Raw genomic sequence first — 20,642 nt, forward strand, 5'->3', positions numbered from 1 at the left:
AAATGGTAAGGTGAAATCTTGGTTATTATAACCATTAAAGTTGCTGTTCGCTGTAGATGTGAACTCCTGCGGGAGAAGTGTGTCAAGGGAGACCCCGCAGTTGCCATGAGCGACGAGGAGGCTCCCGAGACCACCCGCGGAAAGCGAGCATCTACAGCGAACAGCAACGGTTAGCACTTTAAAACAAACAACTTAAGATAGTCTATATTTTAAACTTCCTAACCAACTGATTTAACGTCTCAGCAGATTCAGCTAGGTGAGCAGAATTTTTGGAAATCTCCTCGACCGAGCTATTGGATTGTTGAACCGTAGCGGCTGTTTGCTCAATTCCAGCTGCAGATTCCTCTGTAACAGAAGCAATATTCTCTATTAAGATGTTTATTTCCTTTGATGAATCAGTAACTCTCGACAAGTTACTTGTCATGACTTTTATTTTTTGAGACATCTTATTAATTTCTGTACTAATCTGTACGAATGTCTCTCCTGTTTGTTGAACCGTGTTCGTTCCATCTTCAACTAATTCAAAACTGTCTCTTAACGATAACGAAATATCTTGAGATTCTTTTTGGATGCCACTAACAATCGATGTAATGTCCACAAGTGAGCGCGAAACTTCTTCGGCAAGTTTGCGTACTTCTTCGGCAACTACCGCAAATCCTCGGCCACTTTCTCCGGCTCTAGCTGCTTCAATCGCTGCGTTTAGTGCGAGCAAGTTTGTTTGAGAAGCAATGCCTTGAATCACTTCTACTAAAGAAGAAATTTCCTTCGACTGCTTTTCTAACCCCTCAATTTTATAAACGGATTGTTGTACATTTGTAAAAATTTGCTTCATTTCGTGAACGGAACGATCCATTAGTTTACTTCCAGCCTCAGTGCTAGTTAATACAGAATTTGACGTTTGTAATACCTCGATTCCGTGTTCATTTGTTTCTTCGATAGAATGAACGAAATCTTCCATCTGTACATTTACGTCTGATGCGGAGTTTGCTTGTTGGTCGGCGCCAGCAGACAGCTGTTGCATCGTTGCCGCAATTTGCTCTCCACCAGATTGTACTTCACTAGAAGACTGCATTAGTTCCTCACTTTGGTTGGATACGGTATCGGATACTTGTTGAATTTCTGCAACCATATGAGATAGCCGCTCTTTCATGCCGTTAATGGCAACACTTAATTGACCGATTTCATCTTTGCTACTATAAGCAAGATTATCGTGACTTAAATCTCCATCTGAAATGAAGTTAGCTTGTTCTACAACTTTTGTTAAATTCGTTCTAATTAATCTATTAATGATTAGGATAATTGAAACTCCAATAGTAATCGTAACGATAAATGCAATGATAAGAACGAGTGAACTATATGCCAGTTGAGCAAAAGTGTTTTCCGTTGCTGCTTGCCTCTCTTCCTCCAACATGCCACGTAGTTCATATAAAGTTGAAATATACTCAATACGTAAAACGTCAAATTGACGAAGCGTTGTCATGACGATGTGCTCATCATTTTGATCTACAAATGGAACGAGCATGTCGAAAAACAGCGTGTTTAATCTCTCGTCGATTAATAATAATCTGGAAAAAAGTTCTTTTTCTTGATCTGTACTCATGAATGGTTCTAGGTATTCTTCGAATGAGTCTAGCTTATCCGCGTTTTCCTCGAATTGTTGTAACACTTGTTCCTCTGGTGAAAATTGATAGTCATATCCTTGGATAGATTTAGCGCGGAAAATAGAACCCATCTCAGTTAGCCTAATTGACTCTTCGCTACGGTTGTCCATTTCCGTTACATTGCTATGAATTTTGGCTAGTTGGATAAATACTATACATGCGGTAATGATGAATAACGTAGAAATAATCCCCATTACAACTAAATACTTACTGCCTACCCTTAAGTTAGTCCACCAATTACTTTTTGTAGTACTTTTAAGTGTGCTATGTTTGTTTGGTTGTTGCTGTTTTACAACACCTTTTAGAAAATTGCTCATGTTTATAATAGCCCCCTGCTGTTCAATAAAAATATCAGACAAAAACTATATCGGCGTAGTAAATTAATTATTAATACAAAAGACCAAATAATTCGACAAACTTCGGGTGGTGCCTGGCACTTGTAATCGTTTTGTAATACATTTCGACAAGTGCCTGGCACCAGTAACAATCTTGTAACAAAGTTGTCCCGTTAGCGGATAAGTGTTAAAATGATAAAATAGTAAAAATACATAAAAATCTTGAAAATAAAAGGAACTTTCCTTTTTATATGGAACTTATTTATTAAACAATTCTTAATTAAAGGCTATGTTAAAGGTTAGTGTTGATTTTCATACCTTTCTAGCGGTTGATTTCCGCGCAAGTCGTAGACTCCTCGAAAATGCTATCGCATTTTCTTCGTGCGATGCACAGCTCCCGTAGCATTCCTTGTCCTGCGGGAGAAGCGAGGAGGCTCCCGGCCCGCCCGCGGAAAGCGAAGACTTGCGCGGAAATCAAGAGCGGTCTTTAACAGAGCCTAATTAAAAGATAAAAAGAGGGGCGTTCATATGCTAGGGTTATTAAATAAAGTATTTGATCCGAACAAACGTCAGCTAAAGAAAGCAGAGAAGTTAGCTGACCAAATAGATTCATTAGCTTCTGATATGGAAAAATTATCAGATGACCAGCTAAAAGCGAAAACAGCTGAATTTCAGGAGCGTTTTCAAAAAGGGGAAGACGTTGATAGCATGCTTGTGGAAGCATTCGCTGTAGTACGTGAAGCATCTCGCCGTGTGCTTGGTTTATATCCGTACAAAGTGCAGTTAATGGGGGGCGTGTCCCTTCACGAAGGTAACATTTCCGAGATGAAAACAGGGGAAGGTAAAACGTTAACAGCGACACTTCCTGTTTATTTAAATGCGATTACTGGTAAAGGCGTACACGTTGTTACAGTCAACGAATACCTAGCAAATCGTGACGCAGAGGAAATGGGCAAGCTATACAACTTCCTCGGCCTTACAGTTGGTTTAAATTTAAACGCATTATCCCGTGAAGAAAAAATAGAAGCTTACAAAGCCGACATTACATACGGTACGAACAACGAGTTCGGATTCGATTACTTACGTGATAACATGGTGCTTTACAAAGAGCAAATGGTTCAGCGTCCGTTATATTTTGCTGTAATTGATGAGGTTGACTCCATTTTAATCGATGAAGCGCGTACACCGTTAATTATTTCTGGAAGTGCGAAAAAATCTGCATCCCTCTACGTTCAAGCGAACGGGTTCGTACGTCACATGAAACGTGACGAAGATTACACGTACGATGAAAAAACAAAAGGTGTTCAGCTAACAGAAGAAGGTATTACAAAAGCGGAAAAAGCGTTCAACATTGAAAATCTATTCGATATTACTCATGTTGCGTTAAACCACCATATTAACCAAGCTCTACGTGCACACGTTACGATGCACAATGACGTGGATTACGTTGTGGAAGACGGCGAGATCGTTATCGTTGACCAATTTACAGGCCGTTTAATGAAAGGTCGTCGCTACTCGGATGGACTTCATCAAGCAATCGAAGCAAAAGAAGGCTTAGAAATTCAAAACGAGAGTATGACACTTGCAACGATTACGTTCCAGAACTACTTCCGTATGTATGAAAAATTAGCTGGTATGACTGGTACAGCTAAAACAGAGGAAGAAGAGTTCCGCAACATTTACAACATGAACGTTATTGTTATCCCAACAAACGTGCCAGTTGCCCGTGATGATCGTGCCGATTTAATTTACAGTACAATTGAAGGTAAATTTAACGCGGTTGCAAACGACATTGCCGAGCGTAACAAAAACGGCCAACCAGTATTAGTCGGTACAGTTGCAATCGAAACATCTGAATATATTTCTCGCTTATTAACAAAGCGCGGAATTAAACATAATGTATTAAATGCGAAAAACCACGAACGTGAGGCTGACATTATTTTAGATGCAGGTCAAAAAGGTGCGGTTACGATCGCAACAAATATGGCCGGTCGTGGTACAGATATTAAGCTTGGCGAAGGTGTAAAAGAAGCAGGTGGACTTGCTGTTATCGGTACAGAGCGCCATGAATCTCGCCGTATTGATAATCAGCTACGTGGACGTTCTGGTCGTCAAGGTGACCCAGGGGTAACGCAGTTCTACTTATCAATGGAAGATGAACTAATGCGCCGATTTGGCTCTGATAATATGAAGGCGATGATGGAACGACTTGGAATGGCGGATGACCAACCAATCCAAAGTAAAATGGTTTCCAAAGCAGTAGAATCTGCGCAAAAACGTGTGGAAGGTAACAACTATGACGCACGTAAGCAACTTTTACAATATGACGATGTGTTACGTCAACAACGTGAAGTTATTTACAAGCAACGTCTAGAAGTATTAACTTCAGAAAACTTACGCCATATTGTTGAGCGTATGTTGAAATCTACAGTGGAGCGCAATGTTGCTCTTTACACACCAAAAGCAGAAGTTCCGGAAGATTGGAACTTACAAGGTATCATTGACTACCTAGATGCGAACGTTCTTTTTGAAGGCGATGTTACGTTAAACGACTTACGTGGTAAAGAGCCAGAAGAAATGTCTGAGATTATTTATAAAAAAGTAATCGACCGTTACAACGAAAAAGAACTAGAGCTTGCGCCAGAACAAATGCGTGAGTTTGAAAAAGTAGTTGTACTTCGTGCAGTAGATTCGAAGTGGATGGACCATATTGACGCAATGGATCAGCTCCGACAAGGTATCCATTTACGTGCTTACGGTCAAATTGACCCGCTACGTGAATACCAATTCGAAGGTTTCGCGATGTTTGAAAGCATGATTTCTGCGATAGAAGAAGATGTAACGAAGCTTACCATGAAAGCGCAAATTCGTAATAACTTAGAGCGCCAAGAAGTTGCCAAAGGGCAAGCAGTTCGTCCTGCTGAAGCTGGCGAAGAAGCACCGAAAAAACGCCCAACGAAAAAAGCAATCGACGTAGGACGTAACGAACCATGTATCTGCGGAAGCGGCAAAAAATTCAAACAATGCTGTGGAAGATAACGACTATCTTTTATACAATAAGTAAAAGATAATCATAAAAACGGTGGGGCACAAGCGGCCTCACCTTTTTAACTGAATTTATTTCTTATGTCTATTGTATTTTAATGATACCTATCTAGCTGTTGATTGGAGACCAAATCGTAGACTCCTGCGGGAGAAGCGGGGAGCGGGAGACCCCGCAGTCGCGGATGCGACGAGGAGGCTCCCGGCCCGCCCGCGGAAAGCGGAGATTTGGGCTCCAATCAACAGCGGTATTTATAAATAATATGTAAATAGATTATATAAGGTGGAATAAAAATGGAACTAGCAGAAATTCGCAATGAATTAGAAAAATTGGCCAAACAATTAAACAATTTTAGGGGGTCTCTTTGACTTAGAAGTAAAAGAGAAACGTATCGCAGAGCTTGACGAAATGATGAGTCACCCTGAATTTTGGAACGACCAAAACGCAGCCCAAACTGTCATTAACGAAACAAACGCACTAAAAGGACAAATACACCAATTTTACGACCTAAACGAAAGTCATGAAAACTTAGACTTAACATTTGAACTTGTGAAAGAAGAAAAAGACGATGAATTACAGGCTGAACTAGAGTCGGAATTAAAAGAATTAACTTCCCAATTCAACGACTTTGAGCTACAAATGTTATTAAGCGAGCCATACGATAAAAACAATGCCCTATTAGAGTTGCACCCTGGAGCAGGTGGTACGGAGTCTCAAGACTGGGGTTCTATGCTACTTCGTATGTACACGCGCTGGGCCGAGAAAAAAGGGTTCAAAGTGGAAACACTTGATTACTTACCAGGTGATGAAGCGGGGATTAAAAGTGTAACGCTATTAATAAAAGGTCATAACGCTTATGGTTATCTGAAAGCAGAAAAAGGCGTTCACCGACTAGTTCGTATTTCTCCATTCGACTCATCGGGCCGCCGCCATACTTCTTTTGTGTCATGTGATATTATGCCTGAGTTCAATGATGAAATTGAAATTGATATTCGTACGGAAGATTTAAAAGTTGATACGTATCGTGCAAGTGGTGCTGGTGGTCAGCATATAAACACAACTGACTCCGCTGTACGTATCACGCATTTACCTACAAATGTCGTTGTAACATGTCAAACAGAGCGTTCTCAAATTAAAAACCGTGATCGTGCGATGAAAATGTTACAAGCGAAATTGTATCAAAAAAAATTAGAAGAACAACAAGCTGAGCTTGACGAAATTCGTGGCGAGCAAAAGGACATTGGCTGGGGAAGCCAAATTCGCTCTTACGTTTTCCACCCATACTCGATGGTTAAAGATCACCGCACAAACACGGAGATTGGAAACGTTCATGCGGTAATGGATGGCGAGTTAGATTCGTTCATTGATGCATATTTACGTTCGAAAATTTAATATTTTTGATTTGTTACCAGTGATTTTCGCGGAAAATCACTGGTTTTTTAATGAAGTGCGAAGGTGTTGTATCATAATGATGGTTTTTGGAAGTGGAAACGACTACCTTCATTTGTTTTATCGGCGAAAATCGAGGGTTAATCGGCGAAGATGAGCATCTTTTCGGCGAAAATCATGATTCAATCGGCGAAAGCTGATGTCCAATCAGCGAAAAGAAATTAATATCGGCGATTACAACTGTATATCGGCGAAAATTAAATTTATCAGCCAAAGTAAACATGATTCGTACACTAAAACCAAAACCAACATAGTAAAAGCAATCACATAGCCATAGCACCCTGTAATAATTCCCCCCCATATAACAAATGCTATGAAAAATATACATCAGGTAAATTTAACACTTCACCACGTTACATTATCAATATTTACACGCACCATGCACCGTGCTATACTTTTTCTGTTTGTGATAAAATTCGACAATCTACATTGTCTGGGGGAATAGAAATTGAAAAAAAGAAGAAAGCCGACGGCGTTAGAGGAGAAACCACTTTTTCATAAAGTGAAAGAGTATATTTACGTTATCATCGGATCGGCTATAGTCGCATTAGCATTTAATTTATTCTTACTTCCGAACAGAGTTGCTTCTGGTGGAGTAAGCGGTATAAGTACGATTACAGAAGCTATCCTTGGCTGGGAACCGGGATACGTACAACTTTCCTTTAACATCCCACTTTTCATTCTCGGAGTGTTCCTGCTTGGAAAACAGTTCGGCTTTAAGTCATTAGTCGGAACTATCATGCTTCCTCTATTTGTACTTTGGACAAGCCACCTCGAACCGGCAACACTTGATCCACTTTTAGGTAGTTTATTTGGTGGTATCGGAGTTGGTTTAGGACTTGGTCTTGTTTTCCGAGGTCGTGCATCAACAGGTGGAACAGACCTTGCAGCGCAAATCATACATAAATATACAGGACTAACTCTCGGTACATGTGTGGCGCTTATTGATGGATTAATTGTTATATCGGCAGCTATCGTTTTCAACATCGAACTGGGTCTTTACGCACTTATCGGTCTTTTTGTAACAAGCAAAACAATTGACTTTGTACAAGTAGGATTAGGCTATTCGAAAACAGCGCTTATCATTACGAATAAAGAGGAAGAAGTTCGTCAAGCTATCCTTACGCAAGTGGATCGTGGAGTAACAAAACTTGCTGCGTACGGTGGTTATACGCAAGATGAACGTCCAATATTGCTTTGTGTAGTTGATCAAACGGAATTCACAAAATTGAAACAAGTGGTGCGAAGCATTGACAATAAAGCATTTGTCGTCGTTATGAACGCTTCTGAAGTACTTGGTGAAGGATTTAAAAGAGAGTAATTTTCTATGAAGTTGGGTATAATATCCTTGAAGTTGGTATATTTTACATTTAACTGATAGGGGGATTCTTTCCAAATGAAGAAGTACTTATTAGCTCTCGTATTAGGTAGTGGAATAGTGGCACTAGCAGCTTGTGGCGGCGGTGGAGACACAACGAACAATGCAGCACCGGGAACAGATGCACCAGCAGCTGGTGGAGACGGTACAGTAGATGTTGCGGCAGCAGAAGCTCTTTACAAACAAAGTTGTGCATCTTGTCACGGCGGTAACTTAGATGGTGGATTTGGTCCAAAGCTTTCACAAGTTGGGTCAAAATACAGCGCTGAGGAAATCGAAAACATCATCGTTAATGGTCAAGGATCGATGCAAGGTGGATTCTTAAAAGGTGACGACGCAACGCTAGTTGCCAATTGGTTAGCTCAACAAAAATAATAGAAAAAGCATAATGTGGCAACTTTGGCCTACATTATGCTTTTTATTTGTACCTGTTTAACCGTTGTTATAATATCCAGATACAGTCATATAGACTACAGTGCCGTCTGACAGTTTCACAATTAATACATCTTTATCTTCCTTTGAAGCATATATCTTGTCACCAACGTCTAAATAATTCGACTCAAAGTTCTGTTTTGGTTTCACTTCTTTTTTTACTTTATTCTTCACTTCGCCAATCTTCACATCTGCCGTAAACTCGTCGTTTAATACCTCACCTTGCCATATGTAATCTTTCCCTTCGACAACTAAAATTCCTGCATAGGAAACTACGTATGAAGAATTACGTTCGGAGTCAAAGTTGCTGCATCCACTTAAAATAATAAAAGCAATGAAAATAGTAACGATATATTTCATTATGAACACCCTCCTATTTCTATATAGACGAAAAAGAATCCTAAAAGTTTCAGTCCGTATTTTCTCTTATAGTAGTATAATTTTCACGTGTATAATTTACTACGAATGTGTCCAAAGGTAAACAATCGTAAAATAATAGAAATTTCCCTACAAAATTCACGATAATACTCTAACGGGTAATTAGTAACAAGTGAATTGAAAATCTAGTAAAATCACATAGTTAAATAGATAAATTAAAATGTAAATTATAGTAAAATAACTAAATCAAAAATATCATTTTCACAAAACTGCAACAAAGTTTATTGAAAATTACTTTTTTTCAAAATATAATTTGACTTGTACATAAATCGTCAAACTTTTCGGGGGTGACACGACCAAAAAAGACAGAATATTCGGAATAGTACTTTTTAACTACAACTACAAAACTCATAGGGGAGTGGAACAGATTGAACAAAGCAAAAAGCAAAAAAAGAATGTCATTCTTACTAATTTTTTCAGCACTTGTACTAGTATTCAGTACATTTTCCACCGTATCAGCAAATCCAAACCGCACGACAAATGTAGTAGATTTAGCAGAAATTTATGGTGACTACGACTTTACATCTTCAGACATAACTTCCGTAATCGTTGAAATTCAAGAACCTTCTATCGTTGAAGCAAAACAAACTGGCAAAAGCCAAACAAAACAAAAGTTGAAAAATGCACGTGAAAAAGTGAAAAAAGACGTAGCAGCGCGTACTGCTAATTCTAAAGTATATCGTGAATACGATCATGTATTCTCTGGATTTTCTTTAAGCTTACCAGCAAATGAAATTCCAAATCTATTAACAACTCCTGGAGTAAAAGCTGTTTATCCTAACGTAGAATATACAGTTGACTCTAATACAGAGTTTTTAACAGAAGAATCTTATAGCCCAGCTATGTTAGAATCTGCTCCACATATCGGATCAAACGAAGCGTGGGATTTAGGATTCACTGGGGAAGGTGTTAAAGTAGCAGTTATCGACACTGGTGTTGATTACACTCACCCTGACTTAGCGGGTAACTTTGGCGACTACAAAGGATGGGACTTCGTTGATAACAACGATGATCCACAAGAAACGTTCCCAGGAGATCCTCGTGGGGGAGCAACAACACATGGCACTCATGTTGCAGGTACAGTTGCAGGTAATGGATTAATTAATGGTGTTGCTCCTGATGCAACTTTACTAGCATACCGCGTACTTGGTCCAGGCGGTAGCGGAACAACAGAAAACGTAGTAGCGGGTATTGAGCGTGCTGTACTAGACGGTGCACATGTTATGAACTTATCTTTAGGTAACACATTAAACAGTCCAGACTGGGCAACATCTATCGCGTTAGATTGGGCTATGGCTGAAGGAGTAGTAGCTGTTACTTCTAACGGAAACTCTGGTCCGAACAACTGGACAGTTGGTTCACCAGGAACTTCTCGTGAAGCAATCTCTGTAGGGGCAACTCAACTTCCTTACAATGTATTTACAGCAACAACAACTTCATCTGATGGTGTATCTTACGCTTCATCAGCTGTACAAGGATTCCCATCAGAAGAAGAACTATTAGCACTTAATGGCCAAAATTTTGAATTAGTTGATGTAGGCTTCGGTGCTCCTGCTGACTTCGCTGGCAAAGATTTAACAGGTAAAATCGCATTAATTAGCCGTGGTGCAGGCATTCCTTTCGTTGATAAAGCAACAGAAGCGAAAAAAGCAGGTGCTGTTGGTGCAGTTCTTTATAACAACGTAGCAGGTGTTATGCCATTAATCCCTGGTATGGATGTTCCTACAGTTATGCTTAACCAAGCGGATGGCGAAGCGTTATTAGCTAAAGTTAGAGCAGAAGGTGTAACAGTTAGCTTCGAAATCGCATTCGCACAACGCGTTGGTGAAACAATGGCAGCTTTCTCTTCTCGTGGACCCGTTGTAGACACTTGGATGATCAAGCCAGATGTATCAGCTCCTGGTGTAAACATCGTAAGTACAGTACCGACGTTTAATCCAGATGCTCCACACGGTTACGGTGCAAAACAAGGTACAAGTATGGCAGCTCCACACGTTGCAGGCGCAGCAGCAGTCATTTTACAAGCTAACCCAACTTGGGATGTATACCAAGTTAAATCAGCATTAATGAATACTTCTGAAAAATTAACGAATCCTGCGACAGGTGCATTGTACGCACATAACGCTCAAGGTGCAGGATCAATCCGTGTAGTAGAAGCATTAAAAGCAAAAACGTTAGTAGTACCAGGCAGTTATTCATTTGGAGTGTTCTCCAATGAAGACGATAAAGAAGTTCAACGTAATCAGTTTGAAATTCAAAACTTATCTGATAAAGTAAAACGATACAATGTGAAATTTGAATTCAAAAACGAGGTTGGCAAACATGTGAAGGTGACAACAAGCAACAACGTACGCGTTCAACCTGGCAAATCTCAAAAAGTAAATGTTGGTGTTCAAGTAGATGCTGGAAAATTATCACCAGGTTACTATGAAGGTAACTTACTTGTAACAGAAGGTGGAAAAACAACACACGTACCTACTATTCTATTCATAGGCGAGCCAGACTACCCACGTGTGACTCACTTTGGGTTTACTCCACTAGGTAACAACGAGTTCGAATTCTATTCTTACTTACCAGGTGGAGCAGACGAATTTGAGATTTGGGTATTCGCAGCTACATCAACAGGTGGTATTGGAGCATATTTAGGTGAAGGTCTATATGACAGCAACCTTGGAAAAGGTTATAACTACCACGATTGGAATGGTACGTTAGTAGATGGAACAGTATTACCAGCTGGTAATTACCGTGTGGCAGTATTCTCTAAAAAAGGAAACCTTGATCGTGCTATTGCAGCAGCAGATGTGTTAGTAATTCAATAAGAAAAATGAAAAGCCCTTCAGATGAAAAGTCTGTAGGGCTTTTGTCTAATCTTTCATAAAAACTTTTTTGATTTATTAATTGAGTGAGTTTCATAATGTACAATTACTAAACGAATATTAAACCTATTCTTTTATATAATTTACGTGTTATATCGAACGTTATTTAATTATAATAAACGGAACATTCTTTTTTCACTAAACGAACAGTAATTATGAAATTGATTCAAGTATTTTCTCATAAAAATACATGAATTAATCGTAGGTAATATTTTTCCTTCTATTATATATACAGAGGTACCTCTTACTAACTTCCAAAATTCTCCTCTATTCCCTATTTTACAACAACTTTTGAAATAAAACTGTAATATTTTAAACTCTGATTTTGTCGGAAAATGATGTTATAATGTAATAGTCAACGATTGCGCATACAACGCAATGCATACGATATGCATGTGTGTTCTATTATTCATGAATAGATTAATAGATTAAGAGACTAAATAGTTAACGTCGAAACTTCTGAGTTTATGGACAAACTTCAAACAAAAAAGGTGATTTAATACATGATTGAAATGAAAGAAGTATTTAAAAAATACCCGAACGGTGTACAAGCTGTGAATGGTATAAATATAAAAATTGATCAAGGCGAATTCGTCTATGTTGTAGGGCCGAGTGGTGCTGGTAAGTCAACGTTCATTAAAATGATGCATCGAGAAGAAAAACCGACAAGTGGATCCATTATAATTGACGGAATTGAATTATCAAAAATTAAAGAAAGTAAAGTGCCGATTTTTCGTCGAAACATCGGAGTTGTTTTCCAAGATTATAAATTACTACATCAATTAACGGTATTCGAAAACGTTGCATTCGCGTTGGAAGTTATTGAAGAGTCACCAAAAGTGATTAAAAAACGGGTTATGGAAGTGTTAGATTTAGTTAAGTTAAAACATAAAGCACGTCATTTTCCAACAGAACTATCAGGTGGAGAGCAGCAACGTGTATCGATTGCCCGCTCCATTGTAAACAACCCGAGAGTGATGATTGCCGATGAGCCTACCGGAAACTTAGATCCAGAAACATCGTGGGAAATTATGAACATCTTCGAAGAGATTAATGAAAAAGGCACAACAATCGTTATGGCAACCCATAACCGTGAAATTGTAAACACAATCAAAAAGCGTGTTATCGCAATTGAAAACGGAAAAATTGCCCGTGACGAAGCGAAGGGGGTTTACGGTTATGAAGCCTAGAACACTCATTCGTCATTTTAAAGAAAGTTTTAAAAGTTTAACTAGAAACGGTTGGATGACTTTTGCATCTATTTCCGCCGTAACCGTGACATTAGTGCTTGTTGGAGTTTTCTTAGTACTGATGATGAACTTAAACAGTGTCGCAACAGAAATTGAAAAAGATGTTGAAATAAGAACTTATATAGAGCTAACAGCAACGGAAGAAGAGGCAGCCGAGTTACAAACGCAAATTGAAGCGATAGATAAAGTAGAATTGGTTGAATTTTCTTCTAAAGATAAAGAACTGCAAAGTTTAGTGAATAGTTTCGGTGAAGATGGAAGTGTGATCGGGGAACTATTTGAGCAAAACAACCCGTTATACGATGTGTTAGTCGTTAAGACGGCAAACCCTCATGATACATTTGTAGTCGCAAAAGAGATTGAAAAACTGGATAACGCCTACAAAGTCATTTTTGGTCAAGAAACAGTGGAAAAATTATTCCAAGTTTTTGAGATTGCTAGAAATATAGGATTAGCATTAATTTTAGGATTAGTATTTACAGCGATGTTCTTAATCTCTAATACGATTAAAATTACTATATTCGCTCGTAGAAGAGAAATTGAAATAATGAAGTTAGTAGGGGCAACAAACGGATTTATTCGCTGGCCATTCTTCCTTGAAGGCTTATGGTTGGGAGTGTTAGGTTCTGTTGTACCAATTGCAATAGTTTTAACAGCTTATTACTATGTCATTGATTTAGTACAACCTAGACTACAAGGAAACTTCTTACAGCTTTTACCGTTTTATCCGTTCGCATTCCAAGTTACAGCAATCTTAGTAGCAATTGGAGCATTCATTGGGATTTGGGGAAGCATGATGTCTGTTCGTAAGTTTTTGAAAGTTTAATAGTTTAATTTAATAGTTTAGTTGAAAATTAAATACCCGTATGTAGAAAAATGTAAACATTTTGAGAAGGAATTTACCTTCTCGCCATACATACAGAAAAATTTTAAGAAAAGATCTAGGGGGAACGAGGAAGCATGAGAAGAAAGATTGGAATAATCATAATCGCAGCTGTCATTGGAATAACTGGTTTCTTTTCTACAAACTTTACCGAGCAAGTATCAGCCAATCTTGAAATGAAAGAACGTTTAAACGATGTAAAAGATGATCGTGAATCAAATCAAGAATCACAGCAAGCAAAAAAAGATGAAGTATCGAAGTTACAAGCAGAACAACAAAAGCTTCGTGAAGAAGTGAGAAAACTAGATCTTGCAGTAGAAACAACGAAAAATAATATTCGTACAAAACAGTCAGAAATCGAAGCAACTCAACTAGAAATTGAAGAGTTAAAAGCTGAAATTGAAGTATTAATAGAACGTATAGAACGTAGAAGTATATTATTAGAAGACCGTGCACGCTCTTTCCAACAAGGTGGAGGCGCGATTAATTATCTAGACGTAATCTTAGGTGCACAAAGTTTTGGGGACTTTTTAGATAGAGTGAATGCAGTAGCAACTATTCTGCAGGCAGACCGAGACATCATGGTAGCTCATCAAAATGACCTGCAACTTTTAGAAGAAAAAGAGCTTGAACTTCGCAACAAATTGGTTAGCCTAGAACAACAACTAGTAGAATTAGAACACTTAGAGGCAAGTCTTCGTCAACAAATTAAGCAAAAAGATGCTTTAATGGCAGATTTAAAGAAACAAGAAGACGAAGCAATGCATGAGCTTCATGAATTAGAAGACGAAGCGAAATTATTAGCAGCTCAAGAAAGAGCGATTAAAGCAGAAATTAAAGCGTATGAAGAAAGAAAGAAACGTGAAGAAGAAGAGCGTCGTCAGCGTGAAGAAGAAGAGCGTAAACGTCAAGAAGCGGAAGCAGCAGCAGCAGCTGCGGCAGCCGCGGCGGCTGCTGCAAGAGCGGCCGCTGGTAATAGTTCACCAGCACCATCTAGTCCAGCACCGGCACCGGCACCGGCACCAACACCACCTTCTCCACCGCCAGCGTCTAATTCAGGGAACTTTGGAGTGCCAGCAACTGGAGCGGTTACATCTGGTTTCGGAACTCGTTGGGGATCTTTCCATGCTGGTATTGATATCGGTCGTGGTGGAAGATCGAATGTACCAGTTGTAGCATCAGCTGCAGGTACAGTGTTCCAGTCTTACTACTCTACATCTTACGGAAATGTTGTCTTTATTACGCATAACATCGATGGCCAAATTTGGACAACGGTTTACGCACACTTAGAAAACCGTGCAGTAAGTGAAGGACAGTCTGTATCTAGAGGACAATTCTTAGGATATATGGGTAACACAGGATTCTCTACTGGACCACACTTACACTTTGAACTTCACCGTGGAATGTGGAACGGTAATAAAACGAATGCAGTAAACCCTAGAAGTTTCATTAATTTCTAATCATTGTGATACTATAAGAAAGTTCTTAAATTGAATAAATATGATTATCCAAACACAACTTTGTCAAACTTATTGATAGAGTTGTGTTTTTTGTTCTATGGATACACTGAAAAGTTTGCTTTGGGTACTAATTGTTGATGTTCGCTACAGGTGCTTCGCTTTCCGCGGGTGGTAAAAAGGAAGGTTATTTTCACTGTCGTGAAAAAACCTACTCCTCGGCGCTAACGCCTGCGGGGTCTCGCTCGTCGCACTTCTCCCGCAGGAGTCTCCACACCTGTAACGAACATCAACTTCTATTGTGGTAATAAACCAGAATGTAACACTAACTTTTCATGTGCCATGGTGCGAATTTCATTAGCATGGTTGCATCTGTAAAAGGTTAATGTTGTTTTTTCAGCAGTTGATTTCCGTGCAAATCTAAGACTCCTCGAAAATGCATCGCTTCGTATCCTTCGTTTTAAATACATCTAGTTAGCTTACTTCTTCTTAAAAGAAACGGCCCTACCAGCTGCTCCAACTGAGTCTATCGTTACGTCTTTTTCCATATTTCTGGATGGTTTATTTTTCGTTTTTCACCACCAAGGTATTGCCCTTTATGCTCTTGTTGTACTTTATTAAATTAATCAAAGTTTTCATTTATCATTTGGACTCCTCCTTTAAGTTCACTCGTATTAGAATGAATAAAGGGGAGTTATTTATTTCGAAATAGCTAGCAATAGTCATTGAAATTAATCAGTTTTTTCCTCTTCAAATTTTACATTTAGTGGCGGGGTGCTCACCACTTCAAATGTTGCAGAAGCTAGTTGAACCTTTCCTGAACTATTCTCTATTTCCTCCAAGATTTTCGTGAACAACTCGTCTTTCATGATTCTACGCTTTTTATATTCAACAACATATCGCAACGTAAACTCTACCCAGTTGTCATTTACCGCTAGTGTCACGAGAGGCTTTGTGGTGGCATCTTCAATGTTAAATTTCCGAACCATTGTTTTCCAGTGTTCTTGAGCGTGGTCGCTATAAGCTCCTGTTTTTTCAAACGCAACACGGTTTATTAGCTCCCTTGCAAACGTATAATCACTACCAAATTTCACAGGAATGGTAATTTCGTCCCACAGAAATGGAAAGTCTGTGGAGTAATTATATACAGGTTCTGTAAATACGAAGCTATTCGCAATTTTTACAATGCGACCGTTATATAAGTCGCCATTTACCCATCTACCGGTTTCCATGATTGTTGTTCGAAGTATACCAAGATCAATAACATCCCCTGTAACACCTCCAAGTTGAACGCGATCCCCAGTTTTAAACATCCCACCAACAATAATTGTTAACCATCCAGCAACACTCGCGATCACTTCCCGTAAGGAAAAAGCAATTCCTGCACTCGCTACTCCAAGCACGACCGTAATTCCACCAAGCTTATCACTGTACAGCACAACTAAAAAAATACCTGCAAGCACATAGCCAAAAATATTAATCGATTTCCTCGTTTTATACCAGTTACTATGATCTCGAACATAGCGTTGCACACTTTTCCTCAAGCCAGTAGCAAAAAAGAAAATAACCGTAATACCAACAATCGCAATTAAAAGCTTATGTATCGAAGTATGAGTCATTAAATAATGTAGCTGCTCATTTAATATTTGTTCTTCCATTAATAGTCTCCTCAATATTAGCTTATAGAAATCTTTACCCTTGAAAAAAGAAGACAAACCAATAGATGGGAATCGAGAACATTGCTGATGAGTGCTTTACAATAGTAAGTGTTTCAAGTGAGCATTTAATAGCGAACTAAAACATGGGTATTAGACGGTGCTTGAAAAATAGAACTATCCTTATTCATTATGTATAAAATGTACAAGCATAACATATAATCTAAGAAAGAAAAGGCATTACACTACTAAAAGTGTAATGCCTTTTCTAGAATAGAGAATTTGTTACGATATACGGATCTGTATACATACTGAAGTATAATAGTTAAGTTAAGAAAGTTATTTTATCAAAAATTAGTTCCAAAACTAAATACCAAAATTACATAATAATAACGGATATACACTTTCTCTTATTCAAATAGTTATACATTTCAATTACATAACTGCTATGTTACAATGACGTTAACCAAATGAACGGTTTTGCGTTGGATATAAGGAGGGCTACTATGAACCGAAAAGTATTACCATTACTCGTTTTATTATCTGTTTTATTAGGTGCTGCAGGCATGTACACTGGCCTACAAATGTTTGGGCATCAGCCCGCAACAACTATTCCTTCCAAGCAAGCAGAAGGACAAGGTCAAGAAAACAAAGAAACAAACGCTATTCCAGTCAATCTGGACGAGCAAATGGAAAAAATCCGCCAAACTTTCGAATTAATTTCTAAAAGATATGTGGATGAAGTTGATGAATCAACGTTAATAGAAGGCGCCATTCAAGGAATGGTAAACACGCTAAACGATCCATACTCCGTATATATGGATAAAGCAACAGCCGACCAATTCACTCAAAACTTAGAATCCTCTTTTGAAGGAATTGGGGCAGAAGTTGGCATGCAAAACGGAAAAGTAACGATCGTTTCTCCTTTCCGTGGCTCACCAGCAGAAAAAGCAGGCTTAATGCCAAACGACTCTATCATTAGCGTCGACGGCGAAGATATTACGGGCCTTGATTTATACCAAGCGGTTTTGAAAATCCGCGGTGAAAAAGGGACTATTGTAAAACTAGAAGTTGAGCGTCCAGGCGTAAATGAGCCGTTCGTCGTCGATGTAACACGTGATACCATTCCGTTAGAAACGGTATACTCGAAAACATTTGATGTAAACAATAAAAAAGTTGGATACATCCAAATTACTTCTTTTGCAAAAGACACAGCTAATGACTTTAAAGATCAATTAAGAGAAATAGAACAAGAAAATATTGCAGGCTTAATTATCGACGTACGAGGTAATCCTGGTGGCTTGTTAGAGCAAGTTCAAGGCATTGTCTCTGAGTTAATCACAAAAGATAAACCATACTTACAAATTGAAGAACGATCTGGTGAAAAGCAACGCTACTTCTCGTCTTTAACAGAGAAAAAGCCATATCCAATCGTCACTTTAATAGATAAAGGAAGTGCATCTGCTTCTGAAATTTTAGCGGGAGCTTTAAAAGAAGCTGGTGGATATGAAATCGTTGGTGATGCATCTTTCGGTAAAGGTACTGTTCAACAAGCTATACCGTTTAATGATGGCAGTAACGTGAAGTTAACATTATTCAAGTGGTTAACTCCAGACGGAAACTGGATTCATAACGAAGGAGTTCAACCGACTGTTCCTGTTAAACAACCAGATTATTTCTATGCTAACCCTATCAGTTTAGAAGAGAACGAAGAGTTAGCTTTTGATACAAATAGCGAAAAAGTACGCAATGCACAAGTAATGTTAAACGGTATCGGCTTTGATGCGGGGCGTTTAGATGGATACTTCAGTAAAGAAACAGAAGAGGCCGTGAAGAAGTTCCAACAAGAAAACGGCTTAACGGTCACAGGCAAAATCGACAGTAGCACCGCAGAACAACTACAAAGCCAATTAATCGAAGCAGTACGAGCAGAAGAAAACGACCTACAGCTGAAAAAAGCGAAGGAAGTATTGTTTCAATAATAATTATTCAATATTAAAACTTAGTGTTGATAATTAAATACTATTACCTGTTGATTTCCGAGCAAGGCTGAGACTCCTGCGGGAAAAGCGGGGAGCGGGAGACCCCACAGGCGCTTGCGCCGAGGAGTAGGTTTTTTCACTTCAGTGAAAATAACCTTCCTTTTTACCGCCCGCGGAAAGCGAAGCCTTGCACGGAAATCAACAGCGAACTTTAAAATTGCTAATAATTATAGTGAATTTCTTCAAAAACTTACGAAACTTGGCCAGATTCCTGTATGGGAGTCTGGCCTCTTTGTGTTAAAATAATGTTATGTCTGTCTTTTGATTTTACAACTCATTTTTTACATGAGTGAGTTTCAAAATGTACAATTACAAAACGAAAAACGAATATTAAACCTATTCTTTCATATAATTTACGTTTTATATCGAACGTTATTTAATTATAATAAACGGAACATTCGTTTTTCACTAAACGAACAGTAATTATGAAATTGATTCACATATATATTATTAATGATGGATTGGCGGTGGTTGGCTTGTTTGAAGTACTTAGTATGGAATTATTGAAGGCGATTGGACGCTTTTTTATTCATCCAGTCACCTATACAACCCTTGTAGTAGCCCTCTTTTTAGGATATTTTCGTGTGAAAAGAGAACGATACGATTTTCATACGAGAGTTTTTGACGTAATTCAAGAATTGCGTTTTTCAAGTCGAGGCATCTTATACGGCTTCGCAATATCCATTATTACAGTTGGACTTGGTTTAATGCTACCGTTCGGAACGATTGTACTCATTACAATCATCACAATTTTGTTCATGTTAACGATGAAACCACGCTGGCTATCTGCTGGATACATACTAGGTTTATCGTTGTTACTCGTATTTGTATTACCGAAAATGACAACTGGCATCCTTGTTTTGGACGAGTTGTTTCTAAGTATTGGCACGACAAACATAACAACATTGGCTATCGTTTTGGCTATGTTACTGTTTGCAGAAGGGCTCCTTATATCCAAGCAAGCAAGTATGCAAACTTCTCCACAATTATGGAAAAGTAAACGAGGATTGCCAGTCGGAGCGCATGATTCGAAAAGAATATGGCTAGTGCCTGTTTTCTTATTTTTACCTGGAGAAGGATTTTCAGCTACGGTTGAATGGTGGCCCGTGTTCCATGTAGGTGGCGAAGCCTTCACATTATGGTTAGTCCCATTTGCCATTGGTTTTTCTCAACATGTAAGAACAAGCTTCCCAGATCAGACAATTCGGTTTACTGGAAGAAAAGTTATGTTGTTCGCTGTAATTGTTACAGGGCTAGCGATTGGGTCTTATTGGTGGGCTATTGTGGCAGTAATTGCTGGATTCTTTGCATTCATCGGAAGAGAAGCGATTTCTTATGCGGCTCGTGCTACTGATGAGAAAGATTCCCCAATATTTGTACACCGTAAAGAAGGATTGATTGTACTTGGGATTATTCCAGGTACGCCAGCAGCTTCGACGAATGTGAAAGTTGGAGAAATTATTTTAAAAGTGAATGGAATGTCGGTTTCATCTGTTGGAGACTTTTACGAAGCACTTCATAAAAACCGGGCATTTTGTAAACTACAAGTTGTAGACGAAAATGGAGAATCCCGTTTCGTTCAAAGAGCATTATACGAAGGCGAACATCATGAATTAGGCTTCTTATTTGTCCAAGAAGGTAGAAAATGGGACAAGGAAAAAATAGTCTAAACAAAGAAAAAATAGATAGGTAGTAACGGGTTCGGTTTTGGAGCGAAAATTTAATATAACAATAACTTATATA

Annotated in this window: 13 protein-coding genes and 1 pseudogene; 10 read left to right on the forward strand and 4 right to left on the reverse strand. The window is 38.7% G+C overall.

The window, feature by feature from the left end; genetic code table 11:
• Positions 1–202: 202 nt before the first annotated feature.
• Together CDZ89_RS20430 and CDZ89_RS20435 are read right to left on the reverse strand one after the other, a co-directional pair.
• Entirely contained in the window at positions 203–1,150 is a 948-nt protein-coding gene (locus tag CDZ89_RS20430; protein WP_406564913.1) for a methyl-accepting chemotaxis protein, read from the reverse strand.
• Positions 1,145–1,978, reverse strand: a pseudogene (locus tag CDZ89_RS20435) (HAMP domain-containing protein); the annotation flags it as partial. The gene CDZ89_RS20430 and the pseudogene CDZ89_RS20435, both read right to left, overlap by 6 nt.
• A 546-nt stretch (positions 1,979–2,524) precedes the next feature.
• Between CDZ89_RS20435 and secA the strand changes: the two are divergent.
• The 4 genes from secA (at position 2,525) to cccB (ending at position 8,241) form a co-directional block, all read left to right on the forward strand.
• Positions 2,525–5,035, forward strand: coding sequence for a preprotein translocase subunit SecA (secA, locus tag CDZ89_RS02910; RefSeq protein ID WP_100333223.1), 2,511 nt, complete (start codon positions 2,525–2,527; stop codon positions 5,033–5,035).
• Positions 5,036–5,332: 297 nt separating this feature from the next.
• A protein-coding gene (gene prfB / locus CDZ89_RS02915) for a peptide chain release factor 2 (RefSeq protein ID WP_227521428.1) occupies positions 5,333–6,431 on the forward strand; the annotation gives its coding sequence in 2 pieces (ribosomal slippage) (positions 5,333–5,395 and positions 5,397–6,431; 1,098 coding nt in all).
• Between the two features lie 505 nt (positions 6,432–6,936).
• Entirely contained in the window at positions 6,937–7,809 is an 873-nt protein-coding gene (locus tag CDZ89_RS02920) for a YitT family protein (protein ID WP_096156617.1), read from the forward strand.
• A 75-nt stretch (positions 7,810–7,884) separates the two neighbouring features.
• Positions 7,885–8,241 (forward strand): cytochrome c551, encoded by a 357-nt coding sequence (gene cccB, locus CDZ89_RS02925; protein ID WP_100333224.1) that lies wholly within the window; start codon positions 7,885–7,887, stop codon positions 8,239–8,241.
• A gap of 57 nt (positions 8,242–8,298) precedes the next feature.
• Here the strand turns inward: cccB and CDZ89_RS02930 are convergent, their stop codons facing one another.
• Positions 8,299–8,658, reverse strand: coding sequence for a hypothetical protein (locus tag CDZ89_RS02930; RefSeq protein WP_100333225.1), 360 nt, complete (start codon positions 8,656–8,658; stop codon positions 8,299–8,301).
• Positions 8,659–9,131: 473 nt separating this feature from the next.
• Between CDZ89_RS02930 and CDZ89_RS02935 the strand changes: the two genes are divergently transcribed.
• The 4 genes from CDZ89_RS02935 (at position 9,132) to CDZ89_RS20350 (ending at position 15,205) form a co-directional block, all read left to right on the forward strand.
• A complete protein-coding gene (locus CDZ89_RS02935) occupies positions 9,132–11,555 on the forward strand; it encodes a S8 family serine peptidase (RefSeq protein ID WP_100334254.1) in 2,424 nt (807 codons plus the stop codon).
• Positions 11,556–12,115: 560 nt separating this feature from the next.
• Positions 12,116–12,802 (forward strand): cell division ATP-binding protein FtsE, encoded by a 687-nt coding sequence (gene ftsE, locus CDZ89_RS02940; RefSeq protein ID WP_096156621.1) that lies wholly within the window; start codon positions 12,116–12,118, stop codon positions 12,800–12,802.
• Positions 12,792–13,688 (forward strand): permease-like cell division protein FtsX, encoded by an 897-nt coding sequence (gene ftsX / locus CDZ89_RS02945; RefSeq protein WP_096156622.1) that lies wholly within the window; start codon positions 12,792–12,794, stop codon positions 13,686–13,688. Before ftsE ends, ftsX begins: the two co-directional genes overlap by 11 nt.
• Positions 13,689–13,822: 134 nt before the next feature.
• Positions 13,823–15,205 carry a murein hydrolase activator EnvC family protein gene (locus CDZ89_RS20350; RefSeq protein WP_100333226.1) on the forward strand — a complete coding sequence of 461 codons (1,383 nt, stop codon included), beginning with the start codon at positions 13,823–13,825 and terminating at the stop codon, positions 15,203–15,205.
• A gap of 728 nt (positions 15,206–15,933) precedes the next feature.
• Here the strand turns inward: CDZ89_RS20350 and CDZ89_RS02955 are convergent.
• Positions 15,934–16,860 (reverse strand): mechanosensitive ion channel family protein, encoded by a 927-nt coding sequence (locus CDZ89_RS02955; protein WP_100333227.1) that lies wholly within the window; start codon positions 16,858–16,860, stop codon positions 15,934–15,936.
• 503 nt (positions 16,861–17,363) lie between these two features.
• Between CDZ89_RS02955 and CDZ89_RS02960 the strand changes: the two genes are divergently transcribed.
• Positions 17,364–18,839 (forward strand): S41 family peptidase, encoded by a 1,476-nt coding sequence (locus CDZ89_RS02960; RefSeq protein ID WP_100333228.1) that lies wholly within the window; start codon positions 17,364–17,366, stop codon positions 18,837–18,839.
• A 485-nt stretch (positions 18,840–19,324) separates the two neighbouring features.
• Positions 19,325–20,569 carry a PDZ domain-containing protein gene (locus CDZ89_RS02965; protein WP_198508224.1) on the forward strand — a complete coding sequence of 415 codons (1,245 nt, stop codon included), beginning with the start codon at positions 19,325–19,327 and terminating at the stop codon, positions 20,567–20,569.
• Positions 20,570–20,642 lie beyond the last annotated feature (73 nt).

Origin of the sequence: Bacillus alkalisoli (assembly GCF_002797415.1) — a bacterium.
Taxonomy (GTDB): Bacteria; Bacillota; Bacilli; order Bacillales; family Bacillaceae_I; genus Bacillus_CD; species Bacillus_CD alkalisoli.

Coding starts and splice junctions, on each gene's coding strand:
- ftsX (WP_096156622.1), top strand. CDS start 12,792: ATGAAGCCTAGAACACTCATTCGTCATTTTAAAGAAAGTTTTAAAAGT.
- CDZ89_RS02960 (WP_100333228.1), top strand. CDS start 17,364: ATGAACCGAAAAGTATTACCATTACTCGTTTTATTATCTGTTTTATTA.
- cccB (WP_100333224.1), top strand. CDS start 7,885: ATGAAGAAGTACTTATTAGCTCTCGTATTAGGTAGTGGAATAGTGGCA.
- CDZ89_RS02965 (WP_198508224.1), top strand. CDS start 19,325: ATGAAATTGATTCACATATATATTATTAATGATGGATTGGCGGTGGTT.
- CDZ89_RS20430 (WP_406564913.1), bottom strand. CDS start 1,150: ATGAAAGAGCGGCTATCTCATATGGTTGCAGAAATTCAACAAGTATCC.
- CDZ89_RS02935 (WP_100334254.1), top strand. CDS start 9,132: ATGTCATTCTTACTAATTTTTTCAGCACTTGTACTAGTATTCAGTACA.
- CDZ89_RS02930 (WP_100333225.1), bottom strand. CDS start 8,658: ATGAAATATATCGTTACTATTTTCATTGCTTTTATTATTTTAAGTGGA.
- CDZ89_RS20350 (WP_100333226.1), top strand. CDS start 13,823: ATGAGAAGAAAGATTGGAATAATCATAATCGCAGCTGTCATTGGAATA.
- secA (WP_100333223.1), top strand. CDS start 2,525: ATGCTAGGGTTATTAAATAAAGTATTTGATCCGAACAAACGTCAGCTA.
- CDZ89_RS02955 (WP_100333227.1), bottom strand. CDS start 16,860: ATGGAAGAACAAATATTAAATGAGCAGCTACATTATTTAATGACTCAT.
- ftsE (WP_096156621.1), top strand. CDS start 12,116: ATGATTGAAATGAAAGAAGTATTTAAAAAATACCCGAACGGTGTACAA.